The 16799-nt window shown below is 50.5% G+C and carries 14 protein-coding genes, 1 tRNA gene and 1 other RNA gene; 2 read left to right on the forward strand and 14 right to left on the reverse strand.

Annotated elements, in window-relative coordinates; all coding sequences use genetic code 11:
• Nucleotides 1–62: 62 nt before the first annotated feature.
• From ssrA to MKZ24_RS03780, 11 genes are all read right to left on the reverse strand, one after another.
• Nucleotides 63–427, reverse strand: a transfer-messenger RNA (tmRNA) gene (gene ssrA / locus MKZ24_RS03730).
• 201 nt (nucleotides 428–628) lie between these two features.
• Nucleotides 629–1108 carry an SsrA-binding protein SmpB gene (gene smpB / locus MKZ24_RS03735; RefSeq protein ID WP_039296783.1) on the reverse strand — a complete coding sequence of 160 codons (480 nt, stop codon included), beginning with the start codon at nucleotides 1106–1108 and terminating at the stop codon, nucleotides 629–631.
• Between the two features lie 223 nt (nucleotides 1109–1331).
• Nucleotides 1332–4331: a ribonuclease R gene (gene rnr / locus MKZ24_RS03740; protein ID WP_340790039.1), complete on the reverse strand. Its 3000-nt coding sequence runs from the start codon at nucleotides 4329–4331 to the stop codon at nucleotides 1332–1334.
• Nucleotides 4332–4564: 233 nt separating this feature from the next.
• Nucleotides 4565–4798 (reverse strand): preprotein translocase subunit SecG, encoded by a 234-nt coding sequence (gene secG / locus MKZ24_RS03745; RefSeq protein WP_042132758.1) that lies wholly within the window; start codon nucleotides 4796–4798, stop codon nucleotides 4565–4567.
• A 145-nt stretch (nucleotides 4799–4943) separates the two neighbouring features.
• Nucleotides 4944–5207, reverse strand: coding sequence for a YesK family protein (locus tag MKZ24_RS03750; protein ID WP_042132757.1), 264 nt, complete (start codon nucleotides 5205–5207; stop codon nucleotides 4944–4946).
• Between the two features lie 154 nt (nucleotides 5208–5361).
• The gene (eno, locus tag MKZ24_RS03755) at nucleotides 5362–6648 is read right to left on the reverse strand and encodes a phosphopyruvate hydratase (RefSeq protein WP_039302434.1); all 1287 of its coding nucleotides are present in this window, start codon (nucleotides 6646–6648) and stop codon (nucleotides 5362–5364) included.
• A 59-nt stretch (nucleotides 6649–6707) separates the two neighbouring features.
• The gene (gene gpmI, locus MKZ24_RS03760) at nucleotides 6708–8252 is read right to left on the reverse strand and encodes a 2,3-bisphosphoglycerate-independent phosphoglycerate mutase (RefSeq protein WP_042132756.1); all 1545 of its coding nucleotides are present in this window, start codon (nucleotides 8250–8252) and stop codon (nucleotides 6708–6710) included.
• Nucleotides 8253–8254: 2 nt separating this feature from the next.
• Nucleotides 8255–9010: a triose-phosphate isomerase gene (gene tpiA / locus MKZ24_RS03765; protein WP_039302428.1), complete on the reverse strand. Its 756-nt coding sequence runs from the start codon at nucleotides 9008–9010 to the stop codon at nucleotides 8255–8257.
• A 33-nt stretch (nucleotides 9011–9043) separates the two neighbouring features.
• Nucleotides 9044–10225 (reverse strand): phosphoglycerate kinase, encoded by a 1182-nt coding sequence (locus tag MKZ24_RS03770; protein ID WP_042132755.1) that lies wholly within the window; start codon nucleotides 10223–10225, stop codon nucleotides 9044–9046.
• A 117-nt stretch (nucleotides 10226–10342) separates the two neighbouring features.
• The gene (gene gap / locus MKZ24_RS03775; protein WP_039302421.1) at nucleotides 10343–11353 is read right to left on the reverse strand and encodes a type I glyceraldehyde-3-phosphate dehydrogenase; all 1011 of its coding nucleotides are present in this window, start codon (nucleotides 11351–11353) and stop codon (nucleotides 10343–10345) included.
• 116 nt (nucleotides 11354–11469) lie between these two features.
• Entirely contained in the window at nucleotides 11470–12522 is a 1053-nt protein-coding gene (locus tag MKZ24_RS03780; protein ID WP_042132754.1) for a sugar-binding transcriptional regulator, read from the reverse strand.
• Between the two features lie 329 nt (nucleotides 12523–12851).
• On the opposite strand from MKZ24_RS03780, the gene MKZ24_RS03785 reads away from it, so the two are divergent.
• Nucleotides 12852–12926 (forward strand) — tRNA-Arg (locus tag MKZ24_RS03785).
• Between the two features lie 193 nt (nucleotides 12927–13119).
• On the forward strand, nucleotides 13120–13716 hold the full coding sequence (gene clpP / locus MKZ24_RS03790) for an ATP-dependent Clp endopeptidase proteolytic subunit ClpP (RefSeq protein ID WP_042132753.1): 597 nt from the start codon (nucleotides 13120–13122) through the stop codon (nucleotides 13714–13716).
• An 86-nt stretch (nucleotides 13717–13802) separates the two neighbouring features.
• On the opposite strand, the gene MKZ24_RS03795 is transcribed toward clpP, so the two are convergent.
• The 3 genes from MKZ24_RS03795 to MKZ24_RS03805 all read right to left on the reverse strand — a co-directional run bounded on the left by MKZ24_RS03795 (nucleotide 13803) and on the right by MKZ24_RS03805 (nucleotide 16715).
• Nucleotides 13803–14441, reverse strand: coding sequence for a GDSL-type esterase/lipase family protein (locus MKZ24_RS03795; protein ID WP_042132752.1), 639 nt, complete (start codon nucleotides 14439–14441; stop codon nucleotides 13803–13805).
• A 155-nt stretch (nucleotides 14442–14596) separates the two neighbouring features.
• Nucleotides 14597–15703: a PdaC/SigV domain-containing protein gene (locus MKZ24_RS03800; protein WP_052421607.1), complete on the reverse strand. Its 1107-nt coding sequence runs from the start codon at nucleotides 15701–15703 to the stop codon at nucleotides 14597–14599.
• Nucleotides 15704–15956: 253 nt separating this feature from the next.
• Complete coding sequence (locus tag MKZ24_RS03805) at nucleotides 15957–16715, reverse strand: SIMPL domain-containing protein (protein WP_076243422.1); 759 nt, start codon at nucleotides 16713–16715, stop codon at nucleotides 15957–15959.
• Nucleotides 16716–16799 lie beyond the last annotated feature (84 nt).

Genomic DNA, 16799 nt, shown 5'->3' on the forward strand with positions numbered 1-16799 from the left:
CTACAATTTGGCTACAATTTGAGTCTACACACGTAAAAAACCCGCTCTGGGAGCGGGTTACAGGATGGAGCCGAGGGGAGTCGAACCCCTGTCCGAAGATAACGGCACATAAGCTTCTACGAGTGTAGTTACAGTTTTGATGTCACCCGAGTATCGCCCCGTAACCGGCTATACGTTGGGTCAGCCTGATTGTCTTCTTCAGCTCACCGCAGGCGGAGATGAGACAGCGTATCCCACTACTTGTTAGCCCCTATCCCTGTCACATGGGCGATGCAGGGTAGAAGCACGCGCACAGTTTCTTAGGCTGCGAAAGCGTAGTTGTTTTGTTGTTTGCCGTTTAATAGGCTTTAGCGTTGATGAAGCGGACGCGTCCCCACTACTCGCTACTCATGCTCGAACTATCCCCGTCGAATCCAAGAACGGCCCCTCATTAGAAAGGGCGCTTCGGATTAACGGATCAATGATAAGCATAAATGCTGATCCGGTTCACAGCTATCTTGATCAAGATGGCTGTTCAGAAGCAATAAGTTTACTTACACAGTATAGCACATTTATCAACACTTTAACACGTAGGTTAAAGGAATTGAAGGTCGAATCTGGAACAATTGGGCGCCAGGTGGTTACCAGTCTAGCGGGCGATCTTCTGCTTGTCGCGCAGCACACGCTGGATATCACGCTGAGCATCACGCTTCGCGGCGGAATCGCGCTTGTCGTATTCCTTCTTACCTTTACCAAGACCGATCAGCAGCTTGGCATAGCCATTGCGCACATAAATCTTCAGCGGCACAATCGTGAAGCCATCCCGCTTCGAGGAACCAAGCAGCTTGTGAATCTGTTCCTTATGCATGAGCAGCTTACGTGTACGCGTCGGATCGGTAGGATTGGCACGGTTCCCTTGTTCAAAAGGGCTGATATGCATATTGTGAATATGAATCTCACCGTTACGGATGGTAGCAAAAGCGTCCCCGATGTTAGCGCGGCCGTTACGCAGCGATTTGATCTCTGTACCCGTCAGAACCAAACCCGCTTCATACGTATCCTCAATAAAATAATCATGGGAAGCTTTTTTGTTCTGGGCAAGCACTTTCCCGTCTGCTTTTTTACCCATGAAAGTCACTCCTTGAATCGAATTCCCGGCCTCCTATGAACGGACACCAGGTCTATATTGTATCAAAAGCCAAGCAGGCTGCGCAAGGAAGGATCACCCTGTCCCGCAGCAATCATTTTGACATACGGGTGTCAGGAAGTGCTACGTTTCAGTTGAATAGAAGCACTTATATTCTAAAAAAGCACTGTCCCCCTAAAGGAACAGTGCCCTCTATTAATTCAGCCTAGGCCTGAGGTTTCTTCTTCCGCTTTCTTCGGCCGCCGCCTTCCGGATTGCCGCTCTTGTCGCCAGCGCCTGCCGGTGCCGGATTGGTGGTCTCCACGTTGCCTGGAGTCACAGAAGTGCCGATGAAGACGCCGCCTTTCTTCTTCTTGCGGCGGCTCTTGCCCTCCGGCGCTGCGCCGTTGCCTTCGCTTCCGAAGCCGCTGCCGAGGTCCTCGCGGCTGCGGAACCGTGTGCTCGCGTCCACGCCGCGCAGCTCACCGCCCGCCTGCTCGGCTCCGCCCCCGCTTGGCGCGCCGCCGTAGCCGCCCTTGCCGGAGCCGAAGCCGAAGGCAATGCCGCGTCCCCCGGCACTGCCTCCGCCGTCTCCGCCGCGGCCTCTGCCGCGCTCACGCTCGCGCGGAGCACCCGAACCGCCGGCTTCGCCCCGGCGGTCCGCCTTCGCAGCGCCGCCCGCTGCGGAGGCGGCGGCAAGTGCACGCCGCGCTGCCGCTTCCGGCCCGCGGCCGCGCTTACGGCCGCCTGCTGCGCCGCCGTCTTCAGCCGGCGCTACGCCTGCGCGCGGCTCTTCACCAGCGCCAGCCTCAGCGGCGCCGCCCTTAACTGCCCCGCCAAAGACACCGGCGCCAGCGCTGCCGCTCTTGCCTTTACCTTTGGCGCCGAATCCAGCCGCACCGCCGTTCTTGCCCTTCCCAGCGCCGCCTTTACCCGCACCGGCAGCCGCGCTGCCTGGTTTGCCTTTACGGCCCTTGCCCGCACCACCGCCGGCCTTACCTGCGAACGGCTTGCTGGCGCCGCCGACACCAGGGCGCCCGCCCTTGCCGCCGCGTCCGCCGTAGTTCCGGTGGTCGCCAGCCGCGCGTGGCTTCATATCAACCAGTTCGAAGTCGATCGTATGATCGTCCATGTTGACCTTGGCCACACGGATCTTCACCTCGTCACCGATGCGGAACACTTTGGAGGTACGCTCACCGATAAGGGCCATGTGTGCTTCATCGAAGTGGTAATAATCATCGCTCAGCGCGCTGAGGCGGATCAGACCTTCTACGGTGTTATCCAGCTCGATGAACATTCCGAAGCTGGTCACGCTGCTGATCATTGCATCGAATTCTTCGCCTACCTTATCCTGCATGAACTCCGCTTTCTTCAGCTGCTCAGTGTCACGTTCAGCCTCTACCGCTACACGCTCGCGTTCGGAGGATTGCTGGGCGATATCCGGCATCCGCGATGCCAGATACTCATGACGTTTCTCAGTCAGAGCTCCGCCATTCTCAAGCACCTCACGCATGACGCGGTGAATGACAAGGTCGGGATAACGGCGGATCGGTGAGGTGAAGTGGGAATAGAATTCTGCCGCCAGTCCGAAGTGGCCTGTACTCTCGGCATCATATTTCGCCTGCTTCATGGAGCGCAGCATCATCGTGCTGATCACCGTCTGCTCTTTGGTGCCTTGAATCTGCTCCAGCAGATCCTGCAGCGCACGCGGATGGACGGAATTGCCGCGACCCTTGACGTGGTAGCCGAAGTTAGCGGCGAAGGCCATGAAATTCTGCAGCTTCTCCGGGTCCGGATCTTCATGAATCCGGTACAGGAATGGCACCTTCAGCCAGTGGAAGTGCTCCGCTACAGTCTCATTAGCCGCGAGCATGAATTCCTCAATAATCTGCTCCGCCACGGAGCGCTCACGCTTCACAATATCGATAGCCTTACCTGCTTCATCCACGATGATTTTGCTTTCTTCAAAGTCGAAGTCAACAGCTCCGCGACGCATCCGGGCATCGCGCAGCTTCATCGCAATTTCCTTCATCAGGCGGAAATCACCGATCAGCGGAGCGTAGCGCTCCAGCAGCTCAGGATCTTCATCTTCAACAATTTTGCGTACATCGGAGTATGTCATTCTCTCCTTGGTACGGATCACACTCGTGAACACATCATGCTTCACAACCTTCATGTGCTCATCGAATTCCATTTCACAGGACATCGTCAGCCGGTCTACCTGCGGGTTCAAGCTGCAGATCCCGTTCGACAGCCGGTGCGGCAGCATGGGAATGACCCGGTCAACCAGATACACGCTGCAGCCGCGGTCATAAGCTTCTTTATCCAGCTCGGAGCCTTCGCGCACATAATAACCTACATCGGCGATATGAACGCCCAGCTTATAATGCCCGTTCTCCAGACGTTCAACGTTCACCGCATCATCCAGGTCCTTGGCATCCGCGCCGTCAATGGTCACAATGTTCAGTCCGCGCAGATCGCGGCGGCCCTGCTGGATAATCTCCTCGTCGGTAATGGAATCCGGTGCCTGCTCCGCTTCCGTCATCACCTCAGCCGGGAAAGCCTCCGGCAGCTGATGCTTGCGGATAACCGACAGAATATCCACGCCCGGATCATCCTTATGACCGAGGATCTCGATAATTTCACCTTCAGCCGCAGCACGGCCTTCCGGATAGTTCACAATGCGGACAACGACCTTTTCCCCGTCAACCGCTCCCTTGAAGGACTGCTTCGGAATGAAGATATCCCGGTTAATCCGCTTATCATCAGGCAGCACGAAGCCATACGTCTCCAGGCTCTGGAATACGCCAACCGTCTGCGACACGCCTCTGATCAGAATCCGCTCGACTTCGCCTTCCATACGCCCGCCGGACGGGCTTTTCGAGGTAATCCGTATCAATACGATATCACCGTTCATGGCGCCCTTCAGATCATTGGCATGGATGTACACATCCGGATGATCACGGTCATCGGGTATCAGAAAAGCAAAACCCTTCGCATGGGCCTGCAGCCGTCCGCGCAGCAAATCCATCCGTTCCGGCACGCCATAACGGCTATTCCGGGTAAGAATAATCCGGCCGTCCTTCTCCAGCTCAATCAGCAGGCTCTCAAAGGCTTTGAACGCCTCGCTGTCCTCTATTGCGAAATGGCTCACCAGTTCTTCATAAGTCAGCGGTTTATAAGCGGTCTCCCGCATGAAATCAAGTAGAATTTCTTGTGTTATCATCTTCGTCACCTCGGCCCTCCGCAGCATTCACATGCCGCTGGCATATATGTATGTCTTGTCCTATCTCACATCTAATAAATCCAAGTAAAATTTACCTTTATATACTTCATACCCTAGTATACACGAAATCAATCCCGGGCATCCCTGTTATGATGTGCAAACACTCAAATCTGCATACAAAAAAGCCCCCGCCTATTCCATTCAGAACAGAGCGAAGGCTTACTGTAGGCAAACTAATCAATAACAATGGCCACAACGATTGACATGATGAAGAATCCTGCAGCCAATCCAACTGTTACACGCTGCAACACAAGCTCCATACCGCGTGCTTTTGTTTTACCGAAGAGATGCTCAGCACCGCCGGAGATGGCACCGGAAAGACCCGCGCTTTTCCCTTTTTGCAGAAGAACGACCGCAATCAGACCTACGGCAAAAATCAGAAGCACCACTTTCAAAAAGATATCCATTCACTTCCACCTCCTACGTCCAAGCATCACTATCTATGCTAAATTGGAATTTCCGTTTCATAAACAGCATTCTTATTTTATCATAGCCATAGATTGAATACAACCTTACAAACCGCATTCTATCAATATGCTACTACTAATGTTCTCAGGTTTGTTTTCTATAGGAGACAAGAACGAGCAGCAACAGACCAGAGATTAATAATATAGGCACAGAGAAGAAGGCATACCCGATCCCCTCCCAGCCTCCAATTACAGTGAAACTTAGAACCAGCAATATCATACTGCCCAGTAAACCAGTGATCCCCGGATAAAAAACAGTTCTGCTCCGCATGCGCCCGGTCCGCGACAGCACCCAGCTGAGAATGATTAGAAATATCCCCACACCTATACCTGCAACAATAGCGTTCATGCCCACTCTCCTTCCAGTTATCTACAATTATAGAATAACCCACTAGAAGCATCCGAGGCAACCTCGCTGATCGCATTGCACTTTCGGATCTAGAATCCAAAAAAAAAGACCTGCCGAAGTTCGGCAGGCCCTTTAAATATAGGGTCAAAAGAAATTATCTTTTGAGGTTGTAGAAGGATTTCAGGCCGTTGTATTGAGCCAATTCGCCCAGTTCATCTTCGATGCGAAGCAACTGGTTGTATTTAGCAACGCGGTCTGTACGGGAAGGAGCACCCGTTTTGATCTGGCCAGCGTTAGTCGCAACAGCGATGTCTGCGATTGTGCTGTCTTCGGATTCACCGGAACGGTGGGAGATAACTGCTGTGTAACCAGCACGTTTAGCCATTTCGATAGCATCGAAAGTTTCTGTCAGTGTACCAATCTGGTTAACCTTAACCAGGATGGAGTTACCGATACCTTTTTCAATACCTGTAGCAAGGCGCTCAGTGTTAGTAACGAACAAGTCGTCACCAACCAATTGGACTTTGTCGCCCAATTTTTCAGTAAGCAATTTCCAGCCATCCCAGTCGTCTTCGGACATACCGTCTTCGATGGTGATGATTGGATACTTCTCAACCCATGAAGCAAGAAGGTCAACATACTCAGCGGAAGTGTAAGATTTACCTTCGCCTGCAAGTGTGTATTTACCGTCTTTGTAGAACTCAGTGGAAGCAACGTCCATACCGAGGAATACGTCAACGCCTGGTTTGTAACCGGCTTTTTCGATCGCTTCGATGATGGTAGTGATTGCTTCTTCATTCGAACCAAGGTTCGGAGCGAAACCGCCTTCGTCACCTACAGCTGTGTTCAGGCCTTTGGATTGCAGTACGGATTTCAGGTTGTGGAAGATTTCTGCACCTGTACGAAGAGCTTCTTTGAAGCTTGTAGCGCCTACAGGAAGAACCATGAACTCTTGAACGTCGATGTTGTTATCGGCATGCTCACCACCGTTGATGATGTTCATCATTGGTACTGGAAGAGTTTTAGCGTTGAATCCTCCCAGGTATACGTACAAAGGAATATCCAGAGCTGCTGCAGCTGCACGAGCTACGGCCATGGATACTGCCAGGATTGCGTTAGCGCCCAGCTTGCCTTTGTTAGGAGTTCCGTCCAAAGTGATCATCAATTTGTCGATGCCCACTTGGTCAAGAGCGTCCATACCGATTACTTCTGGAGCAATAATTTCATTTACGTTCTCAACAGCTTTCAGAACGCCTTTGCCCATGTAACGGGATTTGTCGCCGTCACGAAGCTCTACAGCTTCATGAGCACCAGTGGAAGCGCCGGAAGGAACGATAGCGCGGCCTTTAGCACCGGATTCAAGATAAACGTCAACCTCTACTGTCGGGTTACCGCGGGAGTCAAGGACTTCGCGAGCATACACATCAGAAATAATAGTCATGTAAGTTTAATCTCCTTTTAACTTTGGTTTTAGTGTAACAATGTAACTTAGGGTATTACCTATTTGCGGCTGGCAATCATGGATTGTCCGGTCATTTCCGCAGGCTGCGGAAGTCCCATCAGATCTAAGATTGTCGGTGCTACGTCTGCGAGAATACCGGATTCGCGCAGTACTACATCTTCAGTCGTAACAATGAAAGGAACAGGGTTGGTAGTATGGGCTGTGAACGGACGGCCGTTCTCATCGAATACCATATCCGCATTGCCGTGATCGGCAATGATGATTGCAACGCCGCCTTTGGCAACCACTGCATCCACAACTTTACCTACGCATTCGTCCGTCACTTCAACTGCCTTAATAGTAGGCTCCAGCATGCCGGAGTGTCCAACCATATCAGGGTTAGCAAAGTTCAGGATAATGGCATCTTGTCTGTCTGCTTCGATCTCCGCTACGCAGGCCGCCGCCACTTCGTATGCGCTCATCTCAGGCTGCAGATCATAGGTTGCCACTTTCGGTGAGTTAATCAGGATGCGTGTTTCGCCGGGAAGCTCCTCATCACGTCCGCCGCTGAAGAAGAAGGTAACATGCGGATACTTCTCAGTTTCCGCGATACGCAGCTGCTTCTTGTTCTGCTGAACCAGCACTTCACCGAGCGTGTTGTCCAGGTTCTTCGGGGAGTAAGCCACGAAGCCTTGAACCGTCTCGCTGAAGGTTGTCAGACATACGAAGTGCAGACCTTCAGGGAACTTAGGGCCACGGTCGAAACCGCGGAAGTCAGAGTTCGTGAATACTTGCGACAGCTGAATGGCACGGTCAGGACGGAAGTTAAGGAAAATGACAGAATCGCCGCTTTCCACTGTCGCAACCGGGTTGCCCAGGCTATCTACAATCACACTTGGCTCTACAAATTCATCATACACAGAATTCTGGTAAGATCCAGTGATTGCCTGAAGTGCATCGGTATATTTAGGACCTTCGCCATACACCATTGCACGATAAGCCTTCTCTACACGTTCCCAGCGTTTGTCACGGTCCATGGCATAATAACGTCCGGATACCGTAGCAATCGTACCTACGCCAACCTCTTCGATCTTGGCTACCAGTTCCTGAATGAACTTCTGTCCACTGTCGGGTGGTACGTCGCGGCCATCCATGAAGGCATGAATATAAACTTCATGCAAATCTTCTTTTTTGGCCAGATCGAGCATCGCGAACAGGTGGTTAATGTGACTGTGCACGCCGCCATCGGATACAAGTGCATAGAGGTGAAGCTTTTTGCCGGTTGTTTTGGCGCTTCTCACCGCAGCAACCAGCGTTTCGTTCTCGAAGAATTCCCCATCACGGATAGACTTATCGATGCGGGTCAGATCCTGGTATACGATCCGGCCTGCGCCGATGTTAAGGTGCCCTACTTCAGAGTTACCCATTTGTCCTTCCGGCAGACCTACAGCTTCACCGCAAGCGGTAAGTGTAGTGTTCGGATATTGTTTCAGGTAACGGTCGTAGTTCGGTTTGTTGGCTTGGGCAACTGCGTTGCCTTCATCCGTATTACGCAAACCGAAACCGTCCATGATGATTAGAGCTACAGGTTTTGGTGCTGACATTCTTATTTCGCCCCCTCAACGAGTGAAACGAAGGAAGCAGGCTGCAGGCTGGCACCGCCGACTAGAGCGCCGTCGATGTCGCTTTGACTCATGTACTCCGTTACATTCTCAGGCTTTACGCTACCGCCGTATTGGATACGGACAGCTTCAGCAGTTGCTTCATCGTACAGGCCTTTTACAAGGGTACGGATGTAAGCAATAACTTCATTAGCGTCCTGGGAAGTAGAGGATTTACCTGTACCAATAGCCCAGATAGGCTCATAAGCGATAACTACGCTTGCTGCCTGTTCCGCGCTAAGTCCGGCAAATGCCGCTTCAGTCTGCACTTTGCATACATCTTTAGTCTGGTCCGCTTCGCGCTCTTCGAGCTTTTCGCCTACACAGACAATTGGAGTAATACCATGGCGGAATGCCGCATGCATTTTTTTGTTGACGATTTCGTCCGTCTCGCCGAAGTATGCACGGCGTTCGGAGTGGCCGATAATAACGTATTCCACGCCGAGATCTTTCAGCATTACACCGCTGATCTCGCCTGTGTAAGCACCGTTATCTTCGAAGTGAAGGTTCTGAGCACCAATTTTGATGCTGGTGCCTTGTACCGCTGCAACAAGTGCAGGCAGGTTAGTGAATGGTGCGCAGATTACAGTCTCTACGCCTTCAACTTCCGCCTGGCCTTTGATTTCAGCGATGAAGCCTTCGGCTTCCGGAACGGTTTTGAACATTTTCCAGTTGCCGGCAATGATAGGTGTTCTACTCATAGTAATGGAATGCCTCCTTCTACCTTCTACGTCTTACTTGTCGTTCAGTGCTTCTACGCCTGGAAGTGCCTTACCTTCCATGAACTCGAGTGATGCGCCCCCGCCAGTGGAGATATGATCCATTTGGTCTGCGAGGTGGAATTTCTCAGCAGCTGCCGCGGAATCACCACCGCCGATAACTGTGTAGCCTTCGGTAGTTGCGCAAGCCTGGGCTACAGCAATTGTACCTTCAGCGAAGATATCAATTTCGAATACGCCCATAGGTCCGTTCCAAACAACCAGCTTGGAGTTTTTGATGATATCGGCATAAATTTCACGGGTTTTAGGACCGATGTCCAGACCTTCCCAGCCAGCAGGAATTTCAGTCACATCTACAATTTTGGTGTTGGCATCTGCGCCGAACTTGTCAGCGATAACTACGTCAACCGGAAGCACAAAGTTTTTGCCGAGTGCTTTGGCTTTTTCGATAAATCCAAGCGCAGCATCGATCTTGTCGTTGTCTACCAAAGAATTTCCGATTTCGTAACCTTGTGCTTTGGTGAAGGTGTAAGAAAGGCCGCCGCCAATCAATACGTTGTCAGCCAGAGTCAGCAGGTTGTCGATCACGTCAATTTTGTCTTTAACTTTGGATCCGCCGATGATCGCAGTGAAAGGACGTTCAGGATTGGACAGGGCTTTGCCCAGAACGGACAATTCCTTCTCCATCAGAAGGCCGGATACTGCAGGCAGGAAGTGAGCGATACCCTCTGTCGAAGCATGGGCACGGTGAGCCGCACCGAATGCGTCATTGACGAACAGGTCAGCCAGTTCAGCGAACTGCTTAGCCAGTTCAGGATCGTTCTTTTCTTCACCTTTATAGAAACGGACATTCTCAAGCACAAGCACGTCGCCTTCGTTCAGTTCAGCGATTTGTGCTTTTACCGCTTCGCCAATCGCTTCATCAGCTTTGGCTACCGGTTTGCCGAGCAATTCGGACAGACGTACAGCTGCGGAAGTCAACCGCATGGAATCGACGAATTCACCTTTAGGACGGCCCATATGGCTGGCCAGAATGACCTTTGCACCGTTCTCAATCAGGTATTTAATTGTTGGAAGGGTTTCGCGGATACGGGTATCATCAGTGATCTTACCGTCTTCCACTGGCACGTTGAAATCCACACGCACGAATACGCGTTTGCCTTTTACTTCTACATCACGGACACTTTTTTTGTTCATGATTAACATTTCCTCCACACCCAAAATTGGTTCATTCACGAATCCATTTCATTTAGAAAGAGCGGAAACAGACTTTCATTGTTTCCGCTCTATTGTACTGCCTATATAAAATCGGTATTATTGAGCAAGTTTAGCGAATTTTTCTAGAGTACGAACGAGCTGTGCAGTGTAGGACATTTCATTGTCATACCAAGCAACGGTCTTAACCAGTTGTTTGTCGCCAACAGTCAGAACTTTAGTTTGTGTAGCATCGAACAGGGAACCGAAAGTCATACCCTTGATGTCGGAAGATACGATTTCATCTTCAGTGTAGCCGTAAGTTTCCGGATCGGAAGCTTCTTTCATGGCTGCGTTGATTTCTTCAACAGTTACGCTCTTATCCAGAACAGTAACCAGCTCAGTCAGGGAACCCGTAGCTACAGGCACACGTTGTGCTGCACCGTCAAGTTTGCCTTTAAGTTCTGGAATTACCAGGCCGATTGCTTTTGCAGCACCGGTAGTGTTAGGGATGATGTTCTCAGCAGCAGCGCGGGCACGTCTGAAGTCGCCTTTAGCGTGTGGAGCATCAAGTGTATTCTGGTCACCTGTGTAAGCGTGGATAGTAGTCATCAAGCCTTCGATGATACCGAATTTGTCGTTCAGAACTTTGGCCATAGGAGCCAGACAGTTCGTTGTGCAAGATGCGCCGGAGATTACTGTTTCGCTACCGTCAAGGATGTCATCGTTAACGTTGTAAACAACAGTCTTCATGTCGCCTGTAGCTGGAGCGGAAATAACTACTTTCTTAGCTCCGCCTTTAAGGTGCTTTTCAGCTGCTTCTTTAGTTGTGAAGAAACCTGTGCATTCCAGAACGATATCAACGCCAAGCTCTCCCCAAGGAAGTTCTTCAGGGTTGCGGTTCGCCAGAACCTTAACATCTTTACCGTTAACTTTGAAGAAGCCGTCGTGAACTTCAACATCGCCTTGGAATTTACCTTGAGTTGTATCATATTTAAGCAAATGAGCAAGCATCTTAGCGTCAGTCAAGTCATTGATTGCTACCACTTCGATACCTTCTACATTTTGAATACGGCGGAATGCAAGGCGTCCAATACGTCCAAAACCGTTAATACCAACTTTTACACTCATTGAATAGTTCCTCCTAGATTTCGTTTTATTTATTCAAGACAAGCCGTGAGGCTCGTCAAGACAACAAGGTTAAGTATAATGCATAATACCTTTGCGCGCGTCCCATAAAATGGAATCTATAGGACCTCTTGCAATTGTTTGTCGATTTCTTTGCCGATTTCGATAGCAGCCGCCTCGTCTGTTACGAGAATATCCTCTTGGCCGAACCGCAGCATCGCATGAATGGCCTTAGCCTTGCGTTTGCCGCCGGCAATACCGATGACGACTTCTGTACGGATAATGTCTTCCAGGCGCAGCCCCATGGTCAGCATGGTATGAACCACCTCGCCATTCTCATTGAAATAATATCCGAACGATTCGGCTACCGCACCCTCGTCCTGAATCTCTGAGATTGTACCGGGGTCCAGCTTGCGGCGGTGAGTCATTTCAATGGCATCGCCAATTCCATGCACAATAATACGCGATCTGCGGATAATCTGCACAATCTCTCCAATATTGGAGTCCAGTGCGAGCGACTGATAGGCATCGCCGCTGAGCAGATCAGGCACATGCAGCAGACGGTAATTGGCACCAATCCGTTTGGCCATGGTCGAAGCAATGGTGTTGGCTTGGATCTCCATGCTCTCTCCCAGTCCTCCGCGCGCCGGAACTACCCAGGCGTTCTTATAGGAAAGGGATAGCGGCGGGGTCAACTGATCGGCCATTTCGGCCAGGGTCGATCCGCCTGTGACGGCAATCGTATCGTCACTGCGCAGTACACTGAGCAGTGCCTTCGAACCTGCACGCCCCAGTTCACGTTTGGTGAACAGCGAGGTCTCGCAGTCGCCAGGTACAACAACTACTTTACTGAGACCGTACGTAGTACGAATTTTCTCTTCCAGATCATCCAGGCCGAAGAGGCTCTTGGCGATCGGCTCCAGCAGGTCAAGCAGTCTGCGACCGGCTTCGCTAATGCGCATGCCGACGCTCTCGATCTCAATGAGCCCTTGCGATTTCAGAAGATCCGTCTCGGCGCGCAGCACCCGCTCGGTCATATCAAGCGAGGCGGCAAGCGTTCGGCGCCCAATAATATCGGACAGCATGATCTGATGTAGAATCGTATACCGTCTCTTAAGGGTTTCCATGAGATCAGGCAGAAGCTGCTTTTGGATTTCCAATAAATTACGCATGCTTTCACTCCTGCAACTTCGTCTTTCTCTTTTCCCTTGTTCGTGGTCTCAAAATGTCCCGGGTTAACTTTTTAAGTCCCACCCATATTCTACCCAAAACTGACGCCGAGTGCAAGTGTTCCGAGACTATAATTCTCAGACCCGTTTCATCTTATACATCTGCCGGTCTGTGAGAGGTAACCACGCCCTTAAGCACATGACTGAAAACCTCCATCACCTGACTGTCAAGTGGGAAGCTATCATCTGCCTGGGAGCCGGAAAATTTTTTTTTGCACAACGGGTTTTACACGTTGCTTTTATGCAATAAGTGTATTATAATAATTTCTGTTGCGCCCGTGGTCCAATGGATATGACGTAGGCCTCCGAAGCCTGAGATCCAAGTTCGATTCTTGGCGGGCGCGCCATTATTTTCACTTTTGTACATAATTTAGCAATGCTTATATTATATTTAACCAAAGAGCCGCTTGATGGCTCTTTTTTTTGAATCTAAGTTTGACTTTCTTTGACTTTTTGTTTGAATTTGTTTATCATGTGGTTAATACGGTAACAGTAAAAAATGAACACATTCGAAGCACCAATTTCAAGGAGGTTTTCCACGTGAGTTATATTCCTATGGTAGTAGAACAGAGCAACCGCGGTGAGCGCGCTTATGACATCTATTCCCGCCTGCTGAAGGACCGCATCATTTTCCTTGGAACGGAGGTTAATGACGTGGTAGCCAATTCCATCATCGCACAAATGCTCTTCCTGGCTGCCGAGGATCCGGATAAGGATATTCACCTGTATGTAAACAGCCCTGGCGGTTCCATTACAGCGGGTATGGCTATATTTGATACAATGCAGTACATTAAACCGGATGTATCCACCATCTGTGTAGGGATGGCCGCTTCCATGGGTGCCTTCCTGCTGAACGCCGGCGCCAAGGGCAAACGCTTCGCCTTGCCGAACAGCGAAATTATGATTCACCAGCCGCTCGGCGGTGCCCAGGGTCAGGCTTCGGATATCGAAATCCGCGCCCGCCGCATCATCAAGCTGCGCGAGAAGCTGAACCGTATCCTGTCCGAACGTACGGGCCAGCCGATCGAGAAGATCGAGAAGGATACCGACCGCGACTACTTCATGAGTGCTGCCGATGCAGCTGAATATGGCATTGTCGATAAAGTCATTGAGAAGACCTTGCCGACTGGCGTTTAATTTCTATACTTCATCAACACATAAAGAGGCTGCCACGGACCTACAGGTCTGCGGCAGCCTCTTTATTTGGCATATATACTGATGTTTCACCTCAAGGTTCCATATCCCAGGGCATCCAGCTTGCCGGCAATCACCCGGTAGCCCCTGCCGTTCGGATGGATATGATCCAGGAACAGCAGCCCCCGCTCATTGCCGGCAAATTCATGATAAATGGAAGCAAACCCCACAACATAACTGCTGTAGCCGGCAGCATAGCGGTTGAACTGCCGCACCCAATCTGTAGCCGCATCCACCTGAGGATACGGATTATAGAGACCTACAATCCGGATAATGTAAGGACTTCGCGTACCCGCCTTCAGCTGTGCCAGAGTATTCATAATATCACTGAAATTCCGTTTGCATTCCCGGAGCGCTTTTTGCAGATATCCATTCAGCTCACCTGGCCTCCCCGCTGCGGCTTTGGCGGCCTTAATCAGATCATTGCCGCCAATAGAGACGGTGATGATCTCCGCATCCTTAACCGCAGAACGAAAGCCGCCATCTGTCTTGAGACGCTGCTCCAGCCCTGCTGTTGTCAGACCGTTCACTCCAAGATTCGCTGAAGCAACCGGAGTCTGCAGCCGCCCTTCCGCCATCCGGCGGTAGACGGGGACAAATCCGTTCCCGGGCAGCGCCCCGAACCCGGTCGTTAATGAATCTCCAATGGCCGTATACTGATAGACCATAGCCTTCCCTCCCCGCTATAAGCTGCTTGCTTTCTTTAGCTTATGACTGCCCGGGGGATGTGGTAACGGCAGGGCGGCCTTAATAGGCCCGCAAAAAAATCCTGCCCTCATGTCTCCGGAGGAAACGCATGGGCAGGATATATGAAACTACTATATTATTTCAGTGCAGCGAACGGACTGCTTCCGTCCGGCAGCAGCTCTTTGAAGCTGAAGATTACCTCCGGGAAGCCTGTAGCGTATGCAGTATACTCATATTGCTGGAAGAAGAGCACGGCTTTGCCCTCTTTCAGATAGAAGTATTTCTCTGTATTCAGGCCTGTGAATCCTCCCAGATAACCTCCGTTTGCTTTGATTTCAGTAGATACCTTGGCATTCAGCTGTTTCTTGTAGTTAGGATTAGCCTTGAACAAATCCCCCAGCAGCAGGCGTTTACCGTCTTTAAGTGAGAAGGTAAAGGCATTGCGGATAGTCGATCCATGTGCACCGCCGGTATATCCGTATTGATTCGTGATCAGACTGAGCACGCCGTCCTGATTATAAGTGACCACATAACCGCCTTCGAATTCATACGGACGGTCGTCCTCGGATTTAAGGGAGATTTGATCTTCGGCGTAAGCCGCGTATTTCTGAATCGTCTGTTTGATTGTATCATTGATTGCCTTCTCAGCCTCGCTACTTGCAAGACCGCTGACCTGTGGATAATCCAGCTTGATTGGTGCATCTTTATGGTCCTTAACATAGCTCTCAGTCTTTATAGTTACCGCATTTTGCGTTCTCTTCATCACATTGAGCCGTCCCGTAGCGGCACTCCAGTCACCCTTGTAGCCTAAGTAATCACTGAGCAGGTCAAACGAAACATAGAAGCGGTTATCCATATTCTTCACTTCATATTCGCCGATAAAATAATTGTTCACTTTAATCGTAGTATAGTATTCAGTAACCGTCAGTTTAGTTTGTGTAGTACCTGTACCGATGGTATACGTCTTCTCTGCTTTATCATAAGATAGCGGCATCCCCAGCGCATCGCGCATAAACGTTACCGGAATCCATACCTTTCCGTCCTGGAAAAGCCCCTTCTGCGCTGCAATCTTGCCGTTTACCTTCAGTACTACCGGGGAGGATGCAGCCTTCACCTGAGCAGCTGCTGGAGCTGCCTGAGTTATACCTGCCGGTATTGCGGCTCCACCGAGCAGCATTCCCGCTGCAATCATTCCTGCGCCCCATTTACGGGCGTATTTCTTCGAAGTATCATTCATTTTCATTGTTGTTCTTCCCCTTCCGCTGGTGCGATGTATTATGACGTGATGTGTTCCCTCAGCTTCACTCTTCCTATTATAGGGATAAGAAGGTCGGCGGATGTTACAATGCGCTTTACAGTTTCTTAAGGATTGAAGAGTCTTTCTATCAACCTTATTACATTTATTTAAACAATTTGAGAGATTTCAACGAAAATTTCTCCTAAAAAAGGCGCCGCCCTGCCATAAACAGCAGAGCAAGCGCCTCTTCGCGGTCACTTTATTTCAATTCATAGGTTACGCTCAGCTGAGTGGTTACTTTAACTTCTCCGGGTTCAACGGAGCTTCCGGCAGCTGAATCATTCGCTGCTTTGGACATGGCGGCCTGTTCAACGAAGACAACCGGGTTATTCCCGTCGTCGTTCTGAATGACCGTTACCACCTGCCCGAGTCCGCGTTTCGCCGCTTTAGCAATCGCTGCCGCTTTTACATCTGCATTCTGCATTGCTTTTTCGATAACCTGTGCTTCAAAGGCTGATGGATCTTCGATCGCAAAGCTTGCATTGCCGATATTGTTCGCGCCTGCCGTCGATGCTGCATCCAGCAATTGTCCGACCTTAGTCAGATCACGGTAGGAAATCTTCAGCGTATGCTGGGCATTATAGCCTTTAACCTGCTGGCCTTCCTTTTCGCTATAGATGTAATTAGGCTGTACATAGAACTGCGTGCTCTGAATATCCTTGTCCGCAATTCCCCAGGTTGTTTTGAATAATGCAGTCAGCTTCGCAATCTTTGCCGCGGTACCCTTCTGCGCCTCTTGTGCAGTATCAGCCGTGGTAGTTACCCCGATGGAGAGATAGACGATATCCGGTTTGATCGCAAGTTCGCCTTTACCGACTACGTTCACAATATTCTTCTGCACCTCATCGGCAGCGTAAGCCTTTTCAGGACCTTTTAGCACCCCGCTCAGCCCCATTCCTCCTATAATCAAGCTTCCTGCCAGCAGCACTGCTCCGATTGATTTGCCAAATTTCATCATGCTTGCCATCCCCTTTCGTTTCTTTAAGTTGTTGGTACCCTCTAGACGGACCAGCATGGCAAAAGTTGCATATCCTATGTACGT

The organism is Paenibacillus sp. FSL R7-0297, assembly GCF_038009025.1.
In the GTDB taxonomy this organism is placed as follows: domain Bacteria; phylum Bacillota; class Bacilli; order Paenibacillales; family Paenibacillaceae; genus Paenibacillus_AQ.

Excerpts from the sequence above, each read along its gene's own strand:
- smpB (WP_039296783.1), bottom strand. The coding sequence starts at position 1,108 with ATGGGTAAAAAAGCAGACGGGAAAGTGCTTGCCCAGAACAAAAAAGCT.
- rnr (WP_340790039.1), bottom strand. The coding sequence starts at position 4,331 with ATGATAACACAAGAAATTCTACTTGATTTCATGCGGGAGACCGCTTAT.
- secG (WP_042132758.1), bottom strand. The coding sequence starts at position 4,798 with ATGGATATCTTTTTGAAAGTGGTGCTTCTGATTTTTGCCGTAGGTCTG.
- MKZ24_RS03750 (WP_042132757.1), bottom strand. The coding sequence starts at position 5,207 with ATGAACGCTATTGTTGCAGGTATAGGTGTGGGGATATTTCTAATCATT.
- eno (WP_039302434.1), bottom strand. The coding sequence starts at position 6,648 with ATGACTATTATTTCTGATGTGTATGCTCGCGAAGTCCTTGACTCCCGC.
- gpmI (WP_042132756.1), bottom strand. The coding sequence starts at position 8,252 with ATGTCAGCACCAAAACCTGTAGCTCTAATCATCATGGACGGTTTCGGT.
- tpiA (WP_039302428.1), bottom strand. The coding sequence starts at position 9,010 with ATGAGTAGAACACCTATCATTGCCGGCAACTGGAAAATGTTCAAAACC.
- MKZ24_RS03770 (WP_042132755.1), bottom strand. The coding sequence starts at position 10,225 with ATGAACAAAAAAAGTGTCCGTGATGTAGAAGTAAAAGGCAAACGCGTA.
- gap (WP_039302421.1), bottom strand. The coding sequence starts at position 11,353 with ATGAGTGTAAAAGTTGGTATTAACGGTTTTGGACGTATTGGACGCCTT.
- MKZ24_RS03780 (WP_042132754.1), bottom strand. The coding sequence starts at position 12,522 with ATGCGTAATTTATTGGAAATCCAAAAGCAGCTTCTGCCTGATCTCATG.
- MKZ24_RS03795 (WP_042132752.1), bottom strand. The coding sequence starts at position 14,441 with ATGGTCTATCAGTATACGGCCATTGGAGATTCATTAACGACCGGGTTC.
- MKZ24_RS03800 (WP_052421607.1), bottom strand. The coding sequence starts at position 15,703 with ATGAAAATGAATGATACTTCGAAGAAATACGCCCGTAAATGGGGCGCA.
- MKZ24_RS03805 (WP_076243422.1), bottom strand. The coding sequence starts at position 16,715 with ATGATGAAATTTGGCAAATCAATCGGAGCAGTGCTGCTGGCAGGAAGC.